Raw genomic sequence first — 22,552 nt, forward strand, 5'->3', positions numbered from 1 at the left:
CTATAATTTTTTGAACTATTTAGCAGCTAATTGCTTATTTATTTAATAATCTAAAGCTGCTCTTAAATATTTATCAAACTTATGTATGTTTTAGGACTTTCTTGTTATTATCACGATTCTGCGGCAGCTTTAGTAAAAGATGGAATGTTGGTTGCAGCAGCAGCAGAAGAACGTTTTGTTAGACGTAAACACACCTCAGAGTTTCCAGAAAAAGCTGTAGAATATTGCTTAAAAGTAGCTGGTATCAATATTAATCAAGTTGATCATATTTGTTTTTATGAAAAACCATTTGTTAAATTTGATCGAATTTTGATTAATATATTAAGTGAATTTCCTCGCTCTTATTTTTCCTTCTTAAAGTCTATCCCTCTTTGGATGAAAGACCGTCTTTGGATGAAAAGCAAAATACAAGAGGCTTTAGGCATAGAGAAAGAAATTCTTTTTAGCCAACATCATTTATCTCACGCAGCAGCAGCTTTTTTGGTTTCTCCTTTTGAACGTGCTGCAATTCTTACGGTTGATGGTGTGGGTGAATGGTGTACTACTGGCATGGGTTATGGTGAGGGAAATCAAATTCATATGGAAAAAGAAATAGATTTTCCTCATTCTCTAGGTCTTTTTTATAGTGCTTTGACAGCTTACCTTGGTTTTAAGGTAAATGATGCTGAATGGAAAGTTATGGGGCTTGCTCCTTATGGAGTGCCTCGCTATGTAGATAAATTTAATGAAATCATAGATATAAAATCAGATGGTAGTTTTAGATTAAATCTAAAATATTTCTCACATCATTATGCTACTAAACTTCCTTTTAGCCGTCATTATGAAAACCTATTTGGACAAGTAACGCGAGATCCAGAAAGTGAAATTACTCAATTTCATAAAGATATGGCTGCTTCAGGTCAAAAAGTAGTTGAAAAAGTTATGGTGACAATGGCACAAAATGCTTATAACACCTATAAAACAGAAAATATCTGCATTGCTGGTGGTGTAGGCTTAAATAGTGTTGCTAACTGGAAAATCTTAAAAAATACTCCATTTCGTAATATTTTTATCCAACCTGCTGCTGGGGATGATGGCGCGGCTATTGGAGCAGCATTTATTGTTTATAACACAGTCTTAAATAATCCTCGTCGCTTTGTAATGACACACGCTTATTGGGGGCCAGAATTTACAAATGCAGAAATTAAAGCTTTTTTAGATAGTACAAATATTCGTTATCAAGAACTATCCGAAGCGGAAATGCTTAAGAAGACAGCTAGACTTATTGCAGATGACAAAGTAGTAGGTTGGTTTCAAGGTCGTATGGAATTTGGCCCACGTGCTTTAGGCGGACGATCTATTTTAGCTAATCCTTCTAATCCAGAAATGAAAAATATTATTAACAGTAAAATTAAGTTTCGTGAATGGTTTCGTCCCTTTGCTCCTTCAGTGCTTAGAGAATCTGTTAGCAAATATTTTGATATGCAAGGCGATAGCCCTTTTATGCTGCTTGTTCCTGATGTGCTTCAAGATAAACGCGCTCTACTTCCAGCAATTACTCATGAAGATGGAACAGGGCGAGTTCAAACAGTAACAGAATCTGATAACCCACTTTATTATAAATTGATTAAGGAATTTGAAAATATTTCTGGTATTCCTGTAGTTGTTAACACTTCTTTTAATGTTCGGGGTGAGCCAATTGTTTGTAGCCCTGCCGATGCTTATAACTGTTTTATTCGCACAGGTATAGACGCTTTGGTTATGGGAAATTATGTTTTAACCGAAAAACCATTTACAAATATTTATACAGAAGAGGAGATAGTAGAGTTAGAAGGCGCGGTCAAATTAGCTAAAAAAGGCAAGACTACGGCTGACTCACTGGTTTAATCGATGGCAGGTAAATTTGGCATTGCAAAAGAGTTTTTTCAGTTTCTAAAAGCGGAAAAAAAATGGTGGTTAATTCCGCTAATGGTTTTATTTGTTTTAATAGGATTGTTTATAATTTTTGCTGAAAGTTCAGCACTTGCACCTTTTCTTTATCCACTATTCTAGTCTAAAACCCTGTTTTCCAATATTTTAACCATAATAGTTATAGCCTAAAAATCATTAGGTTATAACTTCTTTATACTTTTCCAACATAAAAAATAAAATTTTTCTTAATTAAAAATAAGCTGTAGACATTCTATAGCCTGATGATGTAGACTGCCTACATCCTAAAGGTGTAGATTATCTACAGCTTTAAAATAAAACTTAAGAGAAAACAATAAAAAATGACAAAAAAAACTAGTTATGAAAATCGAATCGAATTACTACAAGGAACACTTGATTTACTAATTTTGCAAATTCTTCAATGGGGGCCTCAACACGGCTACGGTATTATCCAAGCTATTCGTAGCAACTCTGGGGAAGTTCTACAAGTTGATACAGGCTCACTTTATCCAGCTTTGCACCGTTTAGAGCGTCAGGAGTGGGTTAGCTCTGAATGGAAAGTTTCAGAAAATAATCAGCGGGTCAAAGTTTATAGCCTAACTATTGCAGGCAAAGAACAATTAGCTTCAGAGCGTTCTAGGTGGCAACAGCTTAAAGATGCTATGGAAGCTGTCTTAAATCCTGCCATAAAAGAGAGCTAAAAAGTATGAAAATACCACTTTGGGGAAATAAGCAAAGAGAAAAAGAATTAAACGAAGAGCTAGAAAGCCATTTGCAAATGGCTATTGCTGACCGAATGGCTAGAGGAGAAAGCCTTGAGCAAGCAACTATTTTAGCCAAACGTGAGCTAGGCAATATTACTTTAATTAAAGAGGTGACAAGAACTATGTGGGGTGGTCAATTAATTGAACAAATAATACAGGATTTATTATTTGGTGTAAGGATTCTTAAAAAAAGCCCTGTTTTTACAGTAATTGCTATCTTGTCTTTAGCCTTTGGTATTGGGGCAAATATGGCTGTTTTTCAGCTTCTTAATGCTGTTTCCCTTAGGCTTTTACCGGTAAATTCTCCTGAAGAACTAGCAGAAGTACGCATTAGCTCAAATGATGAAAGGTCAGGACATTTTACAGGCAATCGATCTTCTTTAACCTATGCACTTTGGCAAGAACTTTACAATAATCAAACTGCTTTTTCTGGGATTTTTGCTTGGAATAGTACTCAACTAAATCTTAGTCAAGGCGGAGAAGTTCAATTAGCTAAGGCTTTATATGTAAGTGGAGATTTTTTTAATGTATTAGAAGTAAAACCTGTTGTAGGACGAATGTTTACTAATGCTGATGATAAAGCTGGGTGTGGTAGCAATTTTGTAGTAATAAGCTATCAGTTTTGGCAGCGTCAATATGGAGGGCAAGCTTCAGTAATTGGAAAAACGCTCTCTTTAAATAATAATAATTTTGAAATTATAGGAGTTACTCCAGCTAGTTTTTACGGTGTTGAGACAGGAAAAACTTTTGATGTTGCAATACCTATTTGTTCTGAAAAATTAATAAATAAGGAGGATAACTTAACTGATAGGCAAGAAGCTTGGTGGTTAGGGGCTATTGGCCGACTAAAACCAGGTATTTCTATTGAGCAAGCTTCTGTACAACTAAATACTATTTCCTCATCAATGTTTCAAAAAACACTCCCAAGTAATTATACAAAAGATGATGCTGATAAATATGTTCAGCTTAAATTAGGTGCTTTTTTTGCTGGATCAGGGATTTCTTTACTACGTAAAGCTTATGAAACGCCTCTTTGGGTACTAATGGCAATTACAGGGCTGGTTTTGCTAATTGCTTGTGCTAATCTTGCTAATTTGCTTTTAGCAAGGGCAAGCGCGAGAGAAAAAGAAATAGCTGTAAAATTAGCTTTAGGAGCATCACGCGTTCGGCTTGTTCGCCAATTTTTATTAGAAAGTCTTTTGCTTGCAGCATTAGGGACTGTTGTTGGTGCATTTATAGGACGAATCCTTAGCAGTGTTTTGATAACTTTTATTAGCACAGAAAGACGACAAGTATTTTTTAGTTTAGAACTAGATTGGAGAGTTTTTAGCTTTACAGTAGCTTTAGCTATTTTAACTTGTTTGCTTTTTGGGTTAATTCCAGCACTTCGCGCAACTAGTTGCGATCCTGCAATTATGATGAAAGCGGGTCAACGAGGTTTAACAGCTAGCCAAGAACGTTTTGGTCTAAGACGTATTTTAGTTGTTTCTCAAGTAGCACTTTCACTTGTTCTTTTAGTTAGTGCAATACTTTTTATAAACACTTTGCGTAACTTAAATACATTAAATGCGGGATTTCAACAAAATGGTGTTTTGATTACTACAATGGATATGGCCTCTCTACAAATTCCTAAAGAACGAAGGCAAATAGCTAGAAAAGAAATGCTAGATAATCTTAGAAATATTCCTGGAGTTGAATCAGCGGCAGAAACTTTTATGGTGGCTATAAGTGGTAATGGTTGGAATGAATATATTTTAGTTAATGAACAAGCTAAAGATTTATCAAACTTTAATGCAATAAGCGATAAATACTTTGAAACCCTAGAAATTCCTATACTTGCAGGACGTGACTTTAATGAGCAAGACAACTTATCTTCTTCAAAAGTTGCTATTGTTAATGAGTCATTTAAGCGTAAGTTTTTTCCTGATAAAGATGCTGTAGGTAAGACTTTTCGCAAAGAAGTCGGGCCTGAAGATAAAGATTATCTTTATGAAATAGTTGGAGTTGTAAAAGATACTAAATATAGAGAACTTAAAGAAGATTTTGGGCCTATTGTTTATGTTCCTATTTCACAACAAGAAAAACTAGAAATGTATTTGACTTATATAACACGCTCTAAATCAAGTCTTAACAGCTTAATTTCTGCAATTAAAAGTACAACAGCAAAGGTTAATCCTAGTATATCCCTAAAATTTACTGTTTTTAGTAGTCAAATAAAAGATTCTTTAGTCAGAGAACGCCTAATGGCTACACTTGCAGGGTTTTTTGGCATACTAGCTACAATACTGGCTACAATTTGTTTATATGGTGTAATGTCCTATATGGTGACTCAACGTAGGAATGAAATAGGAATCCGTATGGCTTTAGGTGCAGACCGAGGCCATATTATTAAAATGATTTTATTAGAAGCGTGTAGCTTGCTAGCTGTTGGATTAGTTGTTGGTACTTTATTATCTTTAGCTATGTCATATACTGTAAGCTCTTTGCTTTTTGGCCTAAAACCTTATGATTTTGTTACATTTACCTTATCAATAGTTATATTAGCTATTGTTGGGATAGTTGCTAGTTTTCTACCTGCACAGCGGGCTTCTAAACTTGATCCAATGATTGTTCTTAAGAATGATTAGTATTGCTTAAGCTATCTAGACATTGCTTAAAGTCTGACGGTAGAGGGCTTATAATTGTTATTTCTTTTTTGCTAATAGGATGTTGCAAGCTTAAACTATAGGCATGAAGCATCATCCTATTAGCAAATTTACTGGATTTTCCTCCATAAAGCGAATCTGCAAATATAGGCATTCCTTCTTCTGATAAATGAACACGAATTTGATGAGTTCGTCCGGTTTTTGGGCGTGCTTCAATTAAAAGAGCAGTTTTTAGTTTTTTTAATAAAATAAATTCTGTTTCTGCACTCTCTCCGCCATTTTCAACAGCACAATATTTTGCTTGTTTTCCTTTGTTAGCGCGAACTCGTCCAAGAAAATTTTTTATTGTCCAAGTCCTAGTATTTAATGGTTTTATGGGAATACTTACAATTGCTTGATAAACTTTAGTAATTTTGTGTGTGCTAAAAGATTGTGCAAGTCCAAGATTAGCCCTTAGATCTTTAGTAAATAGAATTACTCCCGAAGTATCACGGTCAAGGCGTTGATGAATACCTAAATAAGGGTCTATTTTTTTATCACGCTCGGAAAGAAAATTTTTTACACTTTGAAATAAATTATTTCTAGCTTCATCTATTGTTGGTTGTGTTGGCAACCCGGCAGGCTTATCAATAGCTATTAGAAACTCATCTTCAAATAAAATTTGTTTTTCAGACAAAACAAATTGTCTATCTTTAGAAGTTTGATCGCCAGCTTTTAACTTTGCTAAGTCTAAATAAACCTCTATTTGTGCGTTAGTTAGCAAGGTTTTTGATGCAATTCTAACTCGATTACGGTTTAGATAAACTGCTCCTGCAATAATAAGTTTGCGGATTTTTGCTTTAGAAAGTGGTTCTGATAAAGTTTGTGGAATTGCTTCTGCTAAAAACTGGTCTAGACGTTTGTTTGCGTCTTTAGCAGAAACAGTAAAAGAAAGTTTACGAAGTGCCATAGAAAAATTTACTTAGTTCTAGTATTTAAGGAGTAGCTTTATACTCTTTACCATCAAATTGATAGAGTTTATTTTCATTAACAGGAATAATCTGGTTTTCTTCGCCTTTTGTTCCAGAAGTCATTATTTTAAAGTCAAAAAAGCTAAGGTTTTTTCCTGGGACAAATTCATAGACAGAAGAAAATTTCCAACAAGGGCCAAGCTCATCTCCACAAGTGCCAGAATTATCTCCACCTGTTTCAACACTTAGTATTTTTTGAAAACCTTTATCTAGCCTAGTAATTAAGCTTAATCCTTCATAAGTATAGCCTTGCCCAGTGTCGCCTGTTTCAAAAAGAACACCATATTTATCATTACCAATTTTTACTAGTTTTGCATCTGGAGCCGTTCCATAAGAACCTAATTCAAAAAGATATTTTTGTTCAAACTCTAGTTCCCAGTTATTAGCAGTTTTCTTAAATAAAGCAGCAGAAATTATTGGCGCACAAGCATGACAATCATATTCAGGCGGTATAGCAGCCGTTATAAGTATGTTTTTTTCTATTCCAGTTTCTACAAAAGCAGATGTTAGGACAGGAGTAATATAAAATTCATTGTTTTCAAATATTTGTGAAGAGGTGTTAGCAGATGAAGCAATTTTGGCAAGTTCTTCTTTGGCTGGTCGCCAATTAGCTTCTTTTTGCTCTTCATTGTAGTTACCATAAAGAAATTCAAAAGCTTTTTTCTCTGAAAATTCTCCAGAAATAGTTTTACTATCAGTTTTTACTTCTTCTTGTGAGGTTGTTTTGCTTGGTGTTGGAGTGGCAATATTTTCTAGCGACCTAGTATCATCACAAGCAATCATAAAAATTAATAAAAATAAAAAAGTAAATTTTCGCATAAGTAACTTATTAATTAATAGATTAACTAAAAGCCTCAGCTAAATTTGTTCTAGCTGAGGCTAAAAAACTAAAGAAAAACTATAAAGAACATGTACTCATATCAACAACAACAGATTTAGCATCCCAAATCTCATCTGCATATTGTTTAATGGTACGATCACTAGAAAACTTACCCATACTAGCAACATTGTGGATTGCCATCCTAGTCCATTTATCTTGATCTAAGTAAGTTTGGTTAACTAGTTCTTGGCATTCAATATAAGAAGCATAATCAGCCAGTAACAAATAATTGTCACCATCTTTAAGTAGACTATCAACAATTGGATGGAATAAATCCCGATGATGAGGGCTAAAATAACCATCTTGAATCATATCTAAAACTCGTTTTAATTCTAAGTTCTCTCGGTAATAATCATAAGGGTTATATTTAGGTTTTAATTCTTTTACTTCATCTGTTGTTAAGCCAAAAATAAAGATATTTTCTCTACCAACTTCTTCACAGATTTCAATATTTGCCCCATCCATTGTGCCAATAGTTAAAGCACCATTAAGAGCAAATTTCATATTTCCCGTTCCAGATGCTTCTGTGCCAGCAGTGGAAATTTGTTCTGAAAGGTCTGAAGCGGGAAAGATTTTTTCTGCTAGTGAAACTCGGTAATTAGCTAAAAAAGCAACTTTTAAGAGTCCTCTAATTCCAGGGTCATTATTTACTACATCACCAATAGAAGTAATTAATTTAATAATTAATTTTGCCATTCTATAACCTGGTGCTGCTTTACCACCAACAATAATTGTTCTTGGTACAAAATCTTTTGCTGGATTATCTTTAATTCTATTATAAGCCGTTATCATGTGTAGAGCATTAAGCAGTTGGCGTTTATATTCGTGCAATCGCTTGATTTGACAATCAAAAATAGAGTTAGTATCCACTAGTAAGTTATTTTCTTGTTTAATTAAATCTGCTAGTTTTTCTTTATTAAGCTTTTTAACTTCTTGCCATTCTTGACGAAAACTAGCTACTTCTGCTAAAGGCTTAAGTTGTTGTAATTGATAAAGATCCGTTGTCCAACCATCTCCTATTTCACGACTAATTAAATTTGAAAGCTTTGGATTACATTTCTTTAACCAACGGCGTTGAGTAATTCCATTAGTCTTGTTATTAAAGCGTTCTGGATACATTTCATAAAAATCTAGGAAAAGCTCATTTTTAATGATCTCTGTATGTAGTGCAGCAACGCCATTAATGCTATGACTACCAACAATTGCTAAGTTAGCCATACGAATCCGTTTTTCAGGAGCTTCTTCAATAATTGACATTCTAACAAGTCGTGCTTCATCCCCAGGATATTTATAACGAACTTCATTAAGGAATCTATGGTTAATTTCATAGATTACTTGCAAATGACGTGGGAGTAAATACTCAAATAATTCTACTGTCCATTTCTCTAGTGCCTCTGGTAACACTGTATGGTTAGTATAAGCAAATGTATTAGTTGTAATTCCCCATGCTTCTTCCCATGATAAACCTTCAATATCTACTAAAATACGCATTAGCTCAGGAATAGCAATTGCTGGATGGGTATCATTTAATTGAATAGCATTTCTTTCAGCAAACTTTTCAAAATTATCATGATGCTTTCTATAACGTCGGATAATATCTTGAAGTGTAGCAGATACAAAGAAATATTCTTGTTTAAGGCGGAGTTCTTTACCTTCAAAAACATTATCATTTGGGTAGAGTACCTTAGAAATATTTTCTGAATCGTTTTTAAGCTCTACCGCTTTCATATAATCACCTTCATTAAAATAGGTGAAATCAAAATCACGAGAAGCTTTTGCTGACCATAGCCGTAAAGTATTTACAGTATTATTATTGTAACCAGGTATTGGAGTATCATAAGCCATTGCTAAGACTTCTTCTGTATCTAACCATTCATTGACTAATCGATTATTACGGTCTTTATATTGTAATACTCGACCATGAAAATGTACTGGATAAAGATATTCAGGACGGGCTATTTCCCAGGGGTTTCCATAGCGTAGCCAATTATCTGGTGCTTCTACTTGATAGCCTTCAACAATTTTTTGGTTAAAAATGCCATATTCATAACGAATACCATAACCATAGCCAGGAATTTCAAGGCTTGCTAGAGAATCTAAAAAACAGGCTGCTAAACGTCCTAAACCACCATTACCCAAACCTGCATCCCATTCAAGCTCACGAATTTGTTCTAAATCATAACCTAACTTGTGCATAGCCTTGTGGCATTCATCCATTAACCCTAGATTTACTAGACTATTTCCTAGAGTGCGTCCCATTAAAAACTCTAAAGATAAATAATAGACACGCTTAACATCTTGTGAATAGTAAGTTTCTTGGGTACGAATCCAACGTTCTAATAAGCGATTACGCACAGTTAGGGATAATGCTGTATAAATGTCTTGACTAGTAGCAGTATGACGATCTTTAGCTAAAAAGAATTCTAAATATTCTTGAAACCCTCTTTGTAGCGAAGCAGCATCCATTCCATGATAAAACATCTTGATGGCTTCTGGTTCGATTTTATTAGCCATAGTATCTCCTTAAGCTAGATTTATTGGTATAATATACTTTTGATTTATTGATTTAGTTATAGAAAAGTCAAAGAAGCATTTGACCATAGTTAATAAGGGCAAGTAAAGATATAAAAGCAATACAACCTTAATCATTATTTAATAAATTAACCCATTTTTTAAACGTTCAACCTCTGATAGGTTTATATTAGCTCCACCAACTAAGGCATTAGCTGAACCTGCGGCCACACCCCAAGAAATTATTTCTTGAGGGTGTTTGTTTTCTATAATTGCACTTGCACAACCTGCTAAAAAAGCATCTCCACAACCTACACAATTTATTGCATCAAGTTTTGGTGCTGCTAAAAAAAGCTCTCCATTTGACCAAGTGGCTGCTACTCCTTTATCTCCTAAAGAAATTAGCCCTATAGCCACGCCTGATTGATGGATTTCTCTAGCTGCTATTAAAGCTTCTTTATCAGAAATAGATTTATTTAATAAATTTTCAGCTTCGTCTCGATTAGGTTTAATTAAGTAAGGTTTTGCTTGTAAGGCTAGTTTAAGAGTTTCACCGCTAGCATCAACTAAAGCAGGGATTTTATAGGAATGTGCTAAGTTAACAAATTGTTGGTAAGAATTATTACTTACTCCTCTTGGTAAACTGCCGCTACAAATCAACATTGAGGCTTTAGGTAAATAAGTAATTAATTCTTGGTAAAATTGATTAAATTCTATAGAAGTTATTTCTGGCCCTGGTTCATTAATAACAGTGTCTTGTTTTTTATTTTCATCAATTAAGATATAACAACTACGAGAGCCTCCAGAAATAGGGATTAGCCGAGCAGGTATTTTGCTATCTAGTAGATTTTGGCGGATATGTTGACCTGTAAAACTTCCAACAAACCCAATTACTAAAACGCGCTTGCCCAAAGCTACAAGAGCGCGAGCAACATTAACGGCTTTGCCTCCTGCTTGCTCAACTACTCTTGTAGCACGAGAAATCTTTCCTAACTCAAAATTAGAAAGATAAATAATTCTGTCAATACCTGTGTTTAAGCTAACGATTAGAATATATTTATCTGTATCTAGCATAAGGATTTAGAGACTCAACATTTATCTAGCACAAGTTAACGCCCGTCCACCATCAATAGCATAATTAGCACCTGTAATCCAACCTGCTTGATCAGATGCTAAGAATAAAATCAAGTCTGCTACTTCATTCGTTGTTCCTGCTCGTCCAAGTGGGTGAGTTGTCTTGCTACGTTCTAAAAATGCTTCATAATTTTCTTCACTCATACCGCTACGACGATGTAAATTAGTTACTACTACTCCAGGATTTACCGAATTAACACGGATCCCTTTTTCGGCTAACTCTAAAGCTGCACAGCGTGTAAGTTGATCTACAGCAGCTTTACTAACACAATATGCTAAAACTCCCGGAAAAGACCTTAGTCCAGTAACACTAGACACATTAACAATATTTCCATAAGGTGCTTTCATAAATGGAAGAACTAATTGCATTAATTCAAAAACAATACGTAAATTTATGTGCATCATTTCATCCCAAGCCTGCATAGATGTGTTAGAAATATTACCCATGCTAATAATGCCTGCTGCATTGACTAGGATGTCAATTTTGCCAAATTTTTCTACTGCTTTTTCAACAGCTTCTTTAGGGCCACTACTAGTTGCTAGATCAACTACAATTGGAAATGCTTGACCACCTTCTTGATTAATAGAATTTACTATTTGAGTTAAATTTTCTTGGTTACGTCCAATAAGTCCTACATTGGCACCAGCTTGAGCAAAACGACGTGCTGTAGCTTCCCCAATACCAGAACTTGCACCTGTAATTAATGCTACACGATCTTGAAATTGTTTCATCTATTTTTAACCTTTTGTTTTATTTGCCATCCATTGGCCCATCTACACGTAGCTAGGCATAATAGCCGCCTTTTAGAGCAAAGGCATTCTTAAAACCTCTTTCTTTTAAGATACCTACATAATAATTGCTTGTTGCTTCATCTGGACAAGCACAGTAAGTAACTATTACTTGATCTTTTGATATAGTTTTAAGTTTATCGTCAAGTTCTGTAGGCTCTTCTACTCTAATATCACCTTTAATGCGTTTTGTGCTGCTTTTATATGGGCCAATGCTACGAACATCTATAATTACTAGTTTTTCGTTTTTGTTCATTTTTGCTAGTAATTCTTCTGCTGTAATTGATGGATAAGTGGAAGTTTCTTGTTGATAGGCAGCTTGAATATTAGTAGTTATTATTGGATATACTAACATTGTTGCTAATAGTGTTACTGATAAACCAAAGGGTTTCATGCTTAATTCTCCTAGGTTTAATAATTTTGGTAATTTAGAAAAAACTATAACATTAACTATTTTGCTATGTCTTGTCTTTGGTGCTGGTAAAGACAAGAAAGGTTAATTATTTTTGTCTTTTTGCTTTTCGCAACCTCTTTCTATTGCTTTACCTAAGCTCATAAATGAAATTATTGTGCTTAAAGTAAGAGATAGTGAGCAAATGCCTAATCCAAAAGGTTTAGCCCAAAAAAAGTAGAAAAGTAAAAAGGTTGTTATATGTAAACTTAAAAAAATTGCTAATGCTGGTATTAGCCAAGGCTTAAAATTTAACCAAATTTTAATACTCATCCATGGGTTAATTGTTCCTAAAAAAGAACGTTGCAGTCCAGCCATAGCTAGCGAAAGAGGATAAAAAACTATTGCCCAGCAACTAAGCAAAGCAGAAATACTATAAAACTTTATCCCATGACTTTTTGGAGCAATATAGACAGTTGTTATCAATGATACCAATACTATTTGGAGTATTTCATAGCCAATATAAATTATAATTGGAGAAAAGCTTAATATTGCTGATCCAAGCCAGAGATAAAGACATTCAAAATTATCTGTAAAATCATTAAAATTGATGACTTTCAATGACTCATGTCCTTGGATACGATTAATTAAATATTGTGTTGCAATACTACCTAAAACTAAATAACTAATAAAAGAAGCAGAAAACCCTACCCAGGGCCCAATTAAAACCAAGTGTATTTTAGGAGTATTTGCTATATCGCTAGCCGTTTCCATCATTGCAGCTAAAACCCAAACTGTTAACCAAATAGTAGAAAAGCTTTTCCATTTCCTAGTAGGGAATTTAATAACTTCAATAAGTTCTTGTGCGTAAGAAAGGTTAACTTTTTCTTTTGGTTGTTCCGCTAGTTGTTGTGCTGTAAAACAAAATGAATCTGAATTAGGACAAACTGCTACCCCACCATAAATATTTACACATTGACTGCAACGCCAATTTATACAAACTCGACAAAAATATTTGCCTTCTGTATCTGGATGTTGAAAACATATTTTAGGCAAACTTAAAGGATCTATTTGTGGGACAACTTGGCTTACAGGTTGGTTTATATCATTATTTTCAGCTTCAAGTATATTTTCACTATCAGAATCAGTCTGAGGTTGTGCTGGAGTAGGCTTAGTTGCAGCAGCAGAAAATTTTACTAGTAAATTATCTTCAGAATTTTGCATAGTTTAATAATTTTAGCTACAAAGTTTTACTAATTATAAAGATTAATTTTAAGGATGAGTAACTTTTTTTTCTACTATTGCTAATAATAAATCTACTAAAAGAGCTAGTAAGGCTGCTGGAATTGCTCCAGCTAAAATGACTTGATGGTCAACCATTGAAACACCACGAAAAATATAAACTCCTAAGCCCCCAGCCCCAATAGCCGCTGCAATAGTGGCTACACCTACACCAGTAACAGCAGAAATTCTAATTCCTGCAATAATACTTCGCGCTGCTAAAGGTAGTTCTAGGCGAAAAAGTTTTTGCCAATAAGTCATTCCCATTGCTTCAGCCGCTTCACTTAAGGCAGGATCAATGCTTTTTATTCCTGTAATTGTGTTATGGATTATTGGTAGTAAAGCATAAAGCACTAGTGAAATAATTGCTGTACGCATCCCAATTCCACCTAAATAAGGAATTGGGATTAAAAAACCAAAAAGAGCTAAACTAGGAATAGTTTGTACAATATTTGCAACACTTAGAATTAATTTACTTAGTCTTGGGTACTTTATTAATAAAATAGCAAGAGGTATACCTAGGAAAATTGCTGTTAAAGTAGAAATAATTACTAAAATTAAATGTTCTATACTACGATCTATAACATCCGCAAAATTACGAATTAAATATATTTGTGCTAGTAAGATGACTATCATAAGCTATATGTAACTGAAATAAAAAAATAGGGTTAATAGTTTGATGGTTTTTATTAAGCTTTGTTATAATAGCCGTTGCTTAAGTAAAACTAAATTAGTCCAAGAAAAAATAAAGGCTCAAAACTTGTATTTGATAGATATTTATGGTACTTGTGCATAGAGAACCCAAAAAAAAATATAATAGCGAACCCTCTATTCGAGATGTTGCTTTGTATTTAGTTACTACAGGCCCAGCAAAAAATATTTGGACAATGTCAACAATGTCCAAAAGAGAGTTAATAGAATTAATGCCAGTATTTGATAAAGAAGAAACAGTAGTTAATTTGCTGGTAGAACTACAAGAGAAAACTTATCAAGCCACAACTGTTTCATTAGGAAGATTAACCACAATGGTAAAGGATAAAAAAGTGCTTTTTATCTTAAATCCTAATGTTGCTATTTGCGATGGTCAAATGCTCTTAAAGGAAGGCCCTAATTGGCATTTACCTTTAGAACAACTTAGTAATCTAGTTTCTGTTGAACAGCAAAAATTACAAGAAAAATGATTTAATTATTTGAGAGGAAAATAACTTATGCCAAATGTTGGTGAGAAAGCTCCAGAATTTTCGCTGTCTGCTAATGATGGAAAAACTTATTCATTAAGCCAATTCCAAGGTAAAAATAATATTGTTTTAGTTTTTTACCCTGGGGATGATACTCCAACTTGTACTAAACAACTTTGTGACTACCGGGATGGGTGGGAAAGATTTCAACAATTTGACTCGATTGTCTTGGGAGTAAGCACCAATGATATGGAAGCACATAAAAAATTTGCAACCAAATATAATTTTCCTTTCCCACTCTTAGAAGATCCAAATCGTGCTATTTGTAAGGCTTATGGCGTAATGATGCTAGGTGGTTTATTAGGCGTAACTAACCGAGCAGTATTTATTATTGATAAACAAGGTGTTATTCGATATAAACACGTTGAAATGATTCCTATTACTAGGCGAACTAAAGAAGAATTATTTGATGCTCTAAAAGCTATTGCTAAATAATTAGCTAAGAGTTCTCCATAGGTTCGTCAGCAAGAATTTGTAAAGCTTCTGTAGTGCTATTAACTTTTTTAGCTTGTGTTCCTGTTATTTCATAGTCATCAACAATAATAACATTAGGGTCATCTTGGCTTAAATAACGAATCTTAAAAGTAGGTTTAGCTGTAGCTAAATCATTTACTTGTGTGCTTTCTATAGGAAAAATACCACTAATGCCAGATATGTTATAAAGTAAATCATAGCGAGACTTTTTATTATTCCAATAAAGAACCCTAACGCGGTCAAAATCTTTGTTGGAATTTGGCTCGCGCTCAATTGATAAATACATTGGATGCTCTTTTCCTGTTGCATCAGTTGTACTAGTTAAAATACGCCAGGAAACAATTACTTTATTTTCAGACATTAAGGCAAGTTCTTCTGGAACATGAATATCTACTAAACCAGAATAAATCCAACCTACAGTATTTTCAGGAGTTTTAACTAAATACCAAGTGTCGTATTTAATTTCAGAATTAGGATTTTTCTTTGATTTTTTTGATTTTTTAGCTTTTGGATCGATTTGTTTTAATTTTGGATCTGTTATGTTGATAGTTTCAACAGGTTTAGAACCAGGTCTTTCTGTATGCGCAACATCATAAACTTCTAAAGTTTTAGCACCAAAAATCTTATAGACCTTGACTGTATCACGACCCGGACGCAATCTTAGATTAGCATCATCCAAAGTATCAGCTTTCATTTGTAATTCTCGCGTTTCAACACGTTTTTTCAGTTGCATCCATTCTTCTAAGTACTCACGACGTAAAATATCGCGGGACTCTACCCAACCAATTTTGCCCGAAGGAACGCGCACTTTAAGCCAACGGTTTTTTGGATCTTGAAGAATTTCTATTGAAACGCCTTCTTTTAATGTGTCTATTCTTTCACTTCTCGCAACAGGACGTTCATAAATATAAGTTTGGGGTGATAGTGTAATAGAACTAAAAAGCATTTCCGGTTCGCTGATTTTATTAAGTGAATTACACCCTGTTGAAAGACTTAAGATTAGTAAAAGGATGATTATTAAATACTTCATGCTTATTTACTACCTAACAATTAATTTTACCAAATTATAGCAAGATATAGTAATTAGAGGTAGTAGCGAAAACGTAAAAGAGGTGTAAAGTTAAAGTAGAAATATAGTAATTTAATATAAATTATTAAAACAGGAAAAATTAATTTATTTATTGGCAATCATACTTTTACAAAAAGGCTAATTTTCGTAGACTTAAAGGCTTCAACCAAGAAAATTTAAGAGACTAAAATTTAATGTATTCAGATATTATTGTTATTGGTGGTGGTTTAATAGGGTGTGGTATTGCTGCACAACAAGCTAGCAGCGGGCTAAAGGTAAATTTGTTTGAACGAGGAGAGTTAATTAAAGAAGCTTCCTGGGCTGCGGCTGGAATGCTTGCTCCTCAATCTGAACTAACAGCTATTACACCATTATTTTTACTTTGTCAAAAAAGCTTAGCTATTTATCCAGAGTTCACTAAAAAACTTTATGAGCAAACAAGATTAGACCCTTGTCACCGTTCAGAAGGTTCTTTACAATTAGCTTTTGACCAGCTTTCAGCACAAGAGCTAGAAAAAAAGCTTAATTGGCAAGCATCTGCGGGGCTAAATTTAAGAAAACTAACCTCAAATGAAGTAAAAGAGTTTATACCAAGTATTTCTTCTAAAGTTCTTACAGGCTATTACTTGCCAGATGAACACCAAGTAGATAACCGTAAATTATCAGAAAGTATAGTAAAACAGGCTCAAATAGCTGGAGTAAACTTTCATCTTGGTAGCCAAGTCACAGAAATAATAGTAGAGCAAAACAAAGCTGTAGGAATAATTGCTAATGGTGAACGCCACTTAGCTAGCAAAATAATAAATGCTGCTGGTAGTTGGGCCAGCTTATTTAGCTTACCTAATTTTCCTAAACATATACTGCCAGAAATAAAACCTGTTCGTGGACAAATGCTAGCAGTAAAGGCGAGTCCTAAAACATTAAGCTATACTCTACATTCAAAACATATTTATTTAGTTCCTCGCTTTGATGGGACAATTATTATTGGTAGTACAACCGAGCATGTAGGTTATGATAAAAGTGTTACTATCAATGGTTTAGAAAATTTATCTACAGAAGCAAAAACAATTATTCCTGAACTTGCTAATGCTAGTTTGGTTTCTGCTTGGGCAGGATTAAGGCCTGCTAGCATAGATTTACTGCCGATTTTAGGAGAGCATAGTCAATTACCAGGATTTGTTTTTGCTACCGGCCACTATCGTAATGGAATTTTGCTAGCTCCTATTACTATAGAGCTAATTTCTAAACTAATCTTTACAGGAAAAACAGATGAACTTCTTTTGCCCTTTAGCCCAAATAGATTTATTTCAACAGCTAAAGCGAGCTAGTTTCTCTATTAAACCTTGTGGAAGTGCCATAGACTTAAAATCTTTGCGGCTAACAGCTACCATAATAAAACGGCCCTCAGCTAGTAGTATTTCATCTTTAGCTCTATAAACCTCAAAGTTTAAGGTTAAGGATTTATTTCCTATACGTCCGATAAAAGCAGAAACGGTTAGCAAATCGTCAAGTAGAGCAGGGTGATGAAATTCAGAGTGTAGTTGGACACGAGGTAGCCATAAGTCATAATCTTCAAATACTTTTCCGTAGGGAAGTCCAACAGCACGAAATAGCTCTGTTTCTGCCATTTCAAAAAAGCGCAAATATGCTCCATAGCAAATTAGTCCTGCATAATCAACATCGCTCCAACGAACATATTCTTGAATAGAAAATTTTTCTGTCATAAAAATAGCCTATAAATAAAAATGCCCCTAGGGAGGGGCATTTTAAGAGCTTGAAAATGTTAGTTTTATAACAAGCTAAATGTAAACTCTAAACGGGCGCGAACATTAACAGCTTGTCCATCTTTTGATCCTGGAACAAACTTAATTAAGTAGGCTGCCTTAATTGCTTCTTCATCTAAACCATAACCAAGACCGCGAACAACTTTAACATCAGTAATAGTGCCATCTCTACGAAAAACTGCTGAAAGAACTACTACACCTTGAATCTTATCGCGTCGAGCGTCTTCTGTATATTTAGGTTTTTGTTTAGAAAGAATTTGAGGTTGTTTAATTCCACTAGCACCAGCACTATAAATGCCATCACCACCACCAATATTTGGATTGCCGCCGCCAGTATTGTAGCCACGACCAGGGCCTAAACCCGTTCCATCTCCTGAACCTACACCACCACCTTTACCAGTTCCAATGCCGCTACCTGAACCAGGGCCATCTGATGGAGGCCCGGGTACACCAGTAACAACCCCTGTAGGGATATTAATATCATTGTTTTTAGCTACTAATTCAGGTTGTACTTGAATAACTGGCACAACAGGAAGGGAGGGGTTTTTAATTTCAGGTGGTTTTGTTGTTGGAGCAACAATTTGTGGTTGCTCTAAAGAAGCTTTGGGTGGTTTTCCTTTTGATGGTGGAGTCATTTCACGACGACCACCGCCGCCACCACCACCAGCACGTTCTGCTGCTTTTGGTGCGGGCAGAAGTTCAGGTGCTTTAAGAGGTGTTAGATCAACAATTTTTTGTAATTGATCTTCTTCTTTAGCTATTTCAGGTGGTTTCCAGTAATAAATACCAATATAAATGATCATACCCAGCATCCAAAAGAATACTGAACCAGCTATACCAACACGCAAGTAACGACGATGTTTAGCCATTGAAGGATCGCCGCGGAAAGTATCCTGAATAAATTTTTTAGGATCTTTTTTGAATTCTTGTAACGATTCAGTAACTACTCGCTTGAATCTAACAAACACGGATTCATTTTCAATAAATGTAAAGATTTCTTGTTTCATATTTTTCTCCGCAAATATTTAACAATCCATCAAGTGACAACACTTGCTAAAGTTTATAGTTTGGTAAATAACTAGTTGGTTAAAATTTTATGGAATATAAAATTTAATAATTTTGCTAATTGCTTCCACATTCTAGCACACTAAAGCTTTAGTTTGAAAACTTTGATTCATAAATATTTAGCTAATTTTCCAAAGTAACAATCACTTTAGCTTAGCAAATTTTTAATAATAAAATTGCTAAAACAACCATTGCTAGAGATGTTTTTTTACCCTTATTTGTTGCTTAAGTTTGGTAAGACTTTTAGCTATTATCCCTAGTTTTTCCGACGACTTACTATTGTGTTAGCCTCATTATTACTAACACTACTAATCCTAGGGTGCCAGTTACTAGTGATATTAGCTCAAAATATTTTTCTAATACTACGCTTAATTTATTTCCAAAAATACGTAATAGTGCGGATTCTAGGAAAAATCTTATTGCTCTACCAATAGAAACGCCTATAACAAAAAACAGTATGTTATAGCTTAAAACTCCAGCCGCTACCATTCCAACACGAAAGAGGCCTGGTGTAAAAGAAGCTATAGCTATATAGACTATACCTTCTTTGCTAACAGAATTTTTAACTTCTTCCCAATTATTTGCTGGAGCAATATATTGTAAAAGATAAATGGCTTTACCTAATAGTAAATTACCGGCTAAGTAGCAAATCAATGCACCTAGAATTGAGCCAATAGTTATTGCTAAAGCTGCTCTAAGCCAGCGACGTGGTGCTGCGGCAATAATAGCAATTAAAAGTGCTTCTACTGGAATTGGTATTATTGTACAACTTATAAAAGCTAAAACTGTTAAATCTCTAATACAATTAGGCGATTTTCCCCATTCTTGAGATCTTAGATAAATTTTTCGTGTCCAAGCACGTATTTTTTCAATCAATTGGGGTTGGCCTCCAAAATCAAATTGGCGTTGTTTTATAGGTAGAACAAATCTAAGAATGAAATAAAAAGAGTATCTTGCAACCCTTTAGAGCTTAAATTCCTGTTTTAGGTTGTGCTTAAATAGAAAAATTGGCACCCACTAATTTTAGTAAATGCCAATTTAACTAATAAACTTATGATCTTAGTTCTAAGCTGCTGAATTAATACGCATACTATAGAAAGATCTCCAAACGAAAAATAAAGAAGCTAAGAAAAACCCTATAGCTAGACCTCTTAAAAGGGTTCCTTGATCTGCTTTAGTCATTTCAACAGCTAATTCAACAGCTAATAAACCAAAAAGGGTAGTAAATTTAATTACTGGGTTCATAGCTACTGAAGATGTATCCTTAAAAGGATCGCCTACTGTATCACCTACTACAGTAGCAGCATGTAAAGGTGTACCTTTTTGTTTTAATTCTACTTCTACTACTTTCTTAGCATTATCCCAAGCACCACCAGCGTTAGCCATAAATACTGCTTGGTAAAGACCAAAAATAGCAATTGAAATTAAATAGCCAATAAAGAAGAAAGGCTCAAAACATGCAAAAGCCAAAGTGCTAAAAAATACAGTTAAAAAGATATTAAACATACCTTTTTGTGCATACTGTGTACAAATTTCTACTACCTTTTTGCTATCAGTAACAGAAGCTTTGTCTACACCTTCTAGCTTAATATTTTTCTTAATGAATTCTACTGCTTGATAAGCTCCAGTAGTAACAGCTTGCATTGATGCACCAGTAAACCAATAAATAACTGCTCCGCCTGTAATTAATCCAAGTAGTACCATTGGATTAACCAAAGCTAAACGTTCAATTGCTTGGGCATCACCAAAACTATCTTTAAGGATTTGTATAATGGAGAAAATCATAGTAGTAGCACCTACTACAGCAGTACCAATTAATACAGGTTTAGCAGTAGCCTTAAAGGTATTGCCAGCACCATCATTTTCTTCAAGGAAATGTTTAGCTTTATCAAAATTTGGTTCAAATCCAAATTGTTTCTTAATTTCTTCTTTAATGTTTGGAATATTTTCAATTAAAGAGAGTTCATAGACAGATTGAGCATTATCTGTTACTGGGCCATAACTATCTACAGCAATTGTGACAGGCCCCATTCCCAAGAATCCAAATGCAACTAAACCAAAAGCAAATACAGCAGGAGCAGCCATAAGTGTATCTAATCCAGCAAGACTAACCCAGTAGGATAATCCCATTAGTAACATAATAACCATGCCCATCCAATAACCGCTAAAGTTACCTGCTACTAGACCGCTTAATACGTTAAGAGATGCTCCACCTTCTTTAGAAGAAGTTACGACTTCTCGAACGTGTGCGCTATCTGTAGAAGTAAATATTTTTGTCAATTCTGGGATAATAGCTCCAGCTAAAGTACCACAAGAAATGATAGTTGAAAGTTTCCACCAAAGAGAACCATCACCTAAGTCTTTGACTAAAAAGAAAGATGCTGCATAAGTAACGCCAACTGAAAGTAAGGAAGTCAGCCATACTAATGAAGTTAAAGGTGCTTCAAAATTCATCTTGTCTGCATTACCATATTTAGCTTTAGCAATAATTTGGTTTATAAAATAAGAAACTACTGAGGTTAAAACCATTAGGATACGCATTACAAAGATCCAAACTAATAATTGAACTTGAATTAGTTCGTAATTTGCACCAGCAGTTTTTTGGTTAACAGCAAGTAAGATAAAGGTAATTAATGCTACACCTGTAACACCATAAGTTTCAAAACCATCAGCAGATGGGCCGACTGAATCACCAGCATTGTCACCTGTACAGTCTGCAATTACACCAGGGTTACGAGCATCATCTTCTTTGATGTTAAATACAATTTTCATCAAATCAGAGCCGATATCAGCAATTTTAGTAAAAATACCGCCTGCAATACGTAAAGCAGATGCACCTAGAGATTCACCAACTGCAAAACCAATAAAACAAGCACCAGCATTTTTAGGATCAATAAAAAGTAGAATGATAAGCATTAGTAATAACTCAACACTAATGAGTAACATACCAATACTCATACCAGCTTTTAGAGGAACATCATAAGTAGGCCAAGGTTTACCTTGTAGTGAGCCAAAAGCAGCACGGGAATTAGCATATGTATTTACTCTAATACCAAACCAGGCTACTCCACAACTACCAAGAATTCCTATTAAACTCCATAACATAATGATAACTACTCTTGGTATTTCAAAATGTTGTAATACTGCAAAGTAGTAAACCATTACTGCGCCAATACAAACTTCTAGAATTAAAATAAAACGTACTTGAGTAACCAGATATGTTTTACAGGTTTCCCAAATTAGATCAGAAATATCAGCCATGGACTTGTGTACAGGAAGATTTTTTAATGGGATCAGGTGCAATAATCCAAAACCCATGCCTAGAAAAGATACCAGTAGACCACCATAAAGTAGAGTTTTACCAGGCATTCCTCCAACATCTTTATTTAGGTCTGGTAAGACAATATTTGCTTCACTTGCCCAAGTTGTATTTGGGGCAAGCAATATCACCAACATAATAGCAAGAATACCTATTAGTTGGGATGTTAATTGTTTATTTTTCAATGAGTTAATCATATGACAAAATCTTGAGTAAGTAGCATTGTACATACTGTTATAACTATTCTCCATGCAGTTTTTTATTGAATTTTAAGGTCGATTTAGATAAGT

At 34.4% G+C, this 22,552-nt stretch carries 19 protein-coding genes; 6 read left to right on the forward strand and 13 right to left on the reverse strand.

Annotated features, from left to right (window positions below):
- Positions 1-81 precede the first annotated feature (81 nt).
- The 3 genes from IPK14_01645 (at position 82) to IPK14_01655 (ending at position 5,299) form a co-directional block, all read left to right on the forward strand.
- Entirely contained in the window at positions 82-1,866 is a 1,785-nt protein-coding gene (locus IPK14_01645) for a carbamoyltransferase (protein ID MBK7992142.1), read from the forward strand.
- 383 nt (positions 1,867-2,249) lie between these two features.
- Positions 2,250-2,609, forward strand: coding sequence for a PadR family transcriptional regulator (locus IPK14_01650; GenBank protein ID MBK7992143.1), 360 nt, complete (start codon positions 2,250-2,252; stop codon positions 2,607-2,609).
- A 185-nt stretch (positions 2,610-2,794) separates the two neighbouring features.
- Positions 2,795-5,299, forward strand: a complete 2,505-nt coding sequence (locus IPK14_01655) for an ABC transporter permease (protein MBK7992144.1) — start codon at positions 2,795-2,797, stop codon at positions 5,297-5,299.
- Here the strand turns inward: IPK14_01655 and IPK14_01660 are convergent.
- From IPK14_01660 to IPK14_01695, 8 genes are all read right to left on the reverse strand, one after another.
- Positions 5,286-6,266, reverse strand: a complete 981-nt coding sequence (locus IPK14_01660; GenBank protein MBK7992145.1) for an RluA family pseudouridine synthase — start codon at positions 6,264-6,266, stop codon at positions 5,286-5,288. The two genes, IPK14_01655 and IPK14_01660, sit on opposite strands and share 14 nt — an antisense overlap.
- Positions 6,267-6,291: 25 nt before the next feature.
- A complete protein-coding gene (locus IPK14_01665) occupies positions 6,292-7,146 on the reverse strand; it encodes a hypothetical protein (protein ID MBK7992146.1) in 855 nt (284 codons plus the stop codon).
- Positions 7,147-7,225: 79 nt separating this feature from the next.
- Complete coding sequence (locus IPK14_01670; GenBank protein ID MBK7992147.1) at positions 7,226-9,721, reverse strand: glycogen/starch/alpha-glucan phosphorylase; 2,496 nt, start codon at positions 9,719-9,721, stop codon at positions 7,226-7,228.
- A gap of 138 nt (positions 9,722-9,859) precedes the next feature.
- Positions 9,860-10,792, reverse strand: a complete 933-nt coding sequence (locus tag IPK14_01675; GenBank protein MBK7992148.1) for a 1-phosphofructokinase family hexose kinase — start codon at positions 10,790-10,792, stop codon at positions 9,860-9,862.
- Between the two features lie 21 nt (positions 10,793-10,813).
- Positions 10,814-11,584, reverse strand: coding sequence for a glucose 1-dehydrogenase (locus tag IPK14_01680; protein MBK7992149.1), 771 nt, complete (start codon positions 11,582-11,584; stop codon positions 10,814-10,816).
- Positions 11,585-11,636: 52 nt separating this feature from the next.
- Positions 11,637-12,035: a hypothetical protein gene (locus IPK14_01685; protein MBK7992150.1), complete on the reverse strand. Its 399-nt coding sequence runs from the start codon at positions 12,033-12,035 to the stop codon at positions 11,637-11,639.
- Positions 12,036-12,137: 102 nt separating this feature from the next.
- Positions 12,138-13,256 (reverse strand): hypothetical protein, encoded by a 1,119-nt coding sequence (locus IPK14_01690; GenBank protein ID MBK7992151.1) that lies wholly within the window; start codon positions 13,254-13,256, stop codon positions 12,138-12,140.
- Between the two features lie 48 nt (positions 13,257-13,304).
- The gene (locus tag IPK14_01695) at positions 13,305-13,949 is read right to left on the reverse strand and encodes an ABC transporter permease (protein ID MBK7992152.1); all 645 of its coding nucleotides are present in this window, start codon (positions 13,947-13,949) and stop codon (positions 13,305-13,307) included.
- Positions 13,950-14,092: 143 nt separating this feature from the next.
- On the opposite strand from IPK14_01695, the gene IPK14_01700 reads away from it, so the two are divergent.
- The gene (locus tag IPK14_01700; protein ID MBK7992153.1) at positions 14,093-14,494 is read left to right on the forward strand and encodes a hypothetical protein; all 402 of its coding nucleotides are present in this window, start codon (positions 14,093-14,095) and stop codon (positions 14,492-14,494) included.
- Between the two features lie 27 nt (positions 14,495-14,521).
- Positions 14,522-14,986 carry a peroxiredoxin gene (locus IPK14_01705; GenBank protein ID MBK7992154.1) on the forward strand — a complete coding sequence of 155 codons (465 nt, stop codon included), beginning with the start codon at positions 14,522-14,524 and terminating at the stop codon, positions 14,984-14,986.
- A gap of 4 nt (positions 14,987-14,990) precedes the next feature.
- On the opposite strand, the gene IPK14_01710 is transcribed toward IPK14_01705, so the two are convergent.
- Entirely contained in the window at positions 14,991-16,055 is a 1,065-nt protein-coding gene (locus tag IPK14_01710; protein ID MBK7992155.1) for an SH3 domain-containing protein, read from the reverse strand.
- A gap of 233 nt (positions 16,056-16,288) precedes the next feature.
- On the opposite strand from IPK14_01710, the gene thiO reads away from it, so the two are divergent.
- Positions 16,289-17,422, forward strand: a complete 1,134-nt coding sequence (gene thiO / locus IPK14_01715; protein ID MBK7992156.1) for a glycine oxidase ThiO — start codon at positions 16,289-16,291, stop codon at positions 17,420-17,422.
- On the opposite strand, the gene IPK14_01720 is transcribed toward thiO, so the two are convergent.
- The 4 genes from IPK14_01720 to IPK14_01735 all read right to left on the reverse strand — a co-directional run bounded on the left by IPK14_01720 (position 17,402) and on the right by IPK14_01735 (position 22,459).
- Positions 17,402-17,818, reverse strand: a complete 417-nt coding sequence (locus IPK14_01720; GenBank protein ID MBK7992157.1) for an acyl-CoA thioesterase — start codon at positions 17,816-17,818, stop codon at positions 17,402-17,404. The genes thiO and IPK14_01720 overlap by 21 nt on opposite strands.
- A 65-nt stretch (positions 17,819-17,883) precedes the next feature.
- The gene (locus IPK14_01725; protein ID MBK7992158.1) at positions 17,884-18,885 is read right to left on the reverse strand and encodes an energy transducer TonB; all 1,002 of its coding nucleotides are present in this window, start codon (positions 18,883-18,885) and stop codon (positions 17,884-17,886) included.
- Positions 18,886-19,219: 334 nt separating this feature from the next.
- Positions 19,220-19,819 carry a DedA family protein gene (locus tag IPK14_01730; protein MBK7992159.1) on the reverse strand — a complete coding sequence of 200 codons (600 nt, stop codon included), beginning with the start codon at positions 19,817-19,819 and terminating at the stop codon, positions 19,220-19,222.
- 189 nt (positions 19,820-20,008) lie between these two features.
- Entirely contained in the window at positions 20,009-22,459 is a 2,451-nt protein-coding gene (locus IPK14_01735; GenBank protein MBK7992160.1) for a sodium-translocating pyrophosphatase, read from the reverse strand.
- Positions 22,460-22,552: the final 93 nt, after the last annotated feature.

Source organism: Blastocatellia bacterium (assembly GCA_016713405.1).
In the GTDB taxonomy this organism is placed as follows: Bacteria; Acidobacteriota; Blastocatellia; order Chloracidobacteriales; family JADJPF01; genus JADJPF01.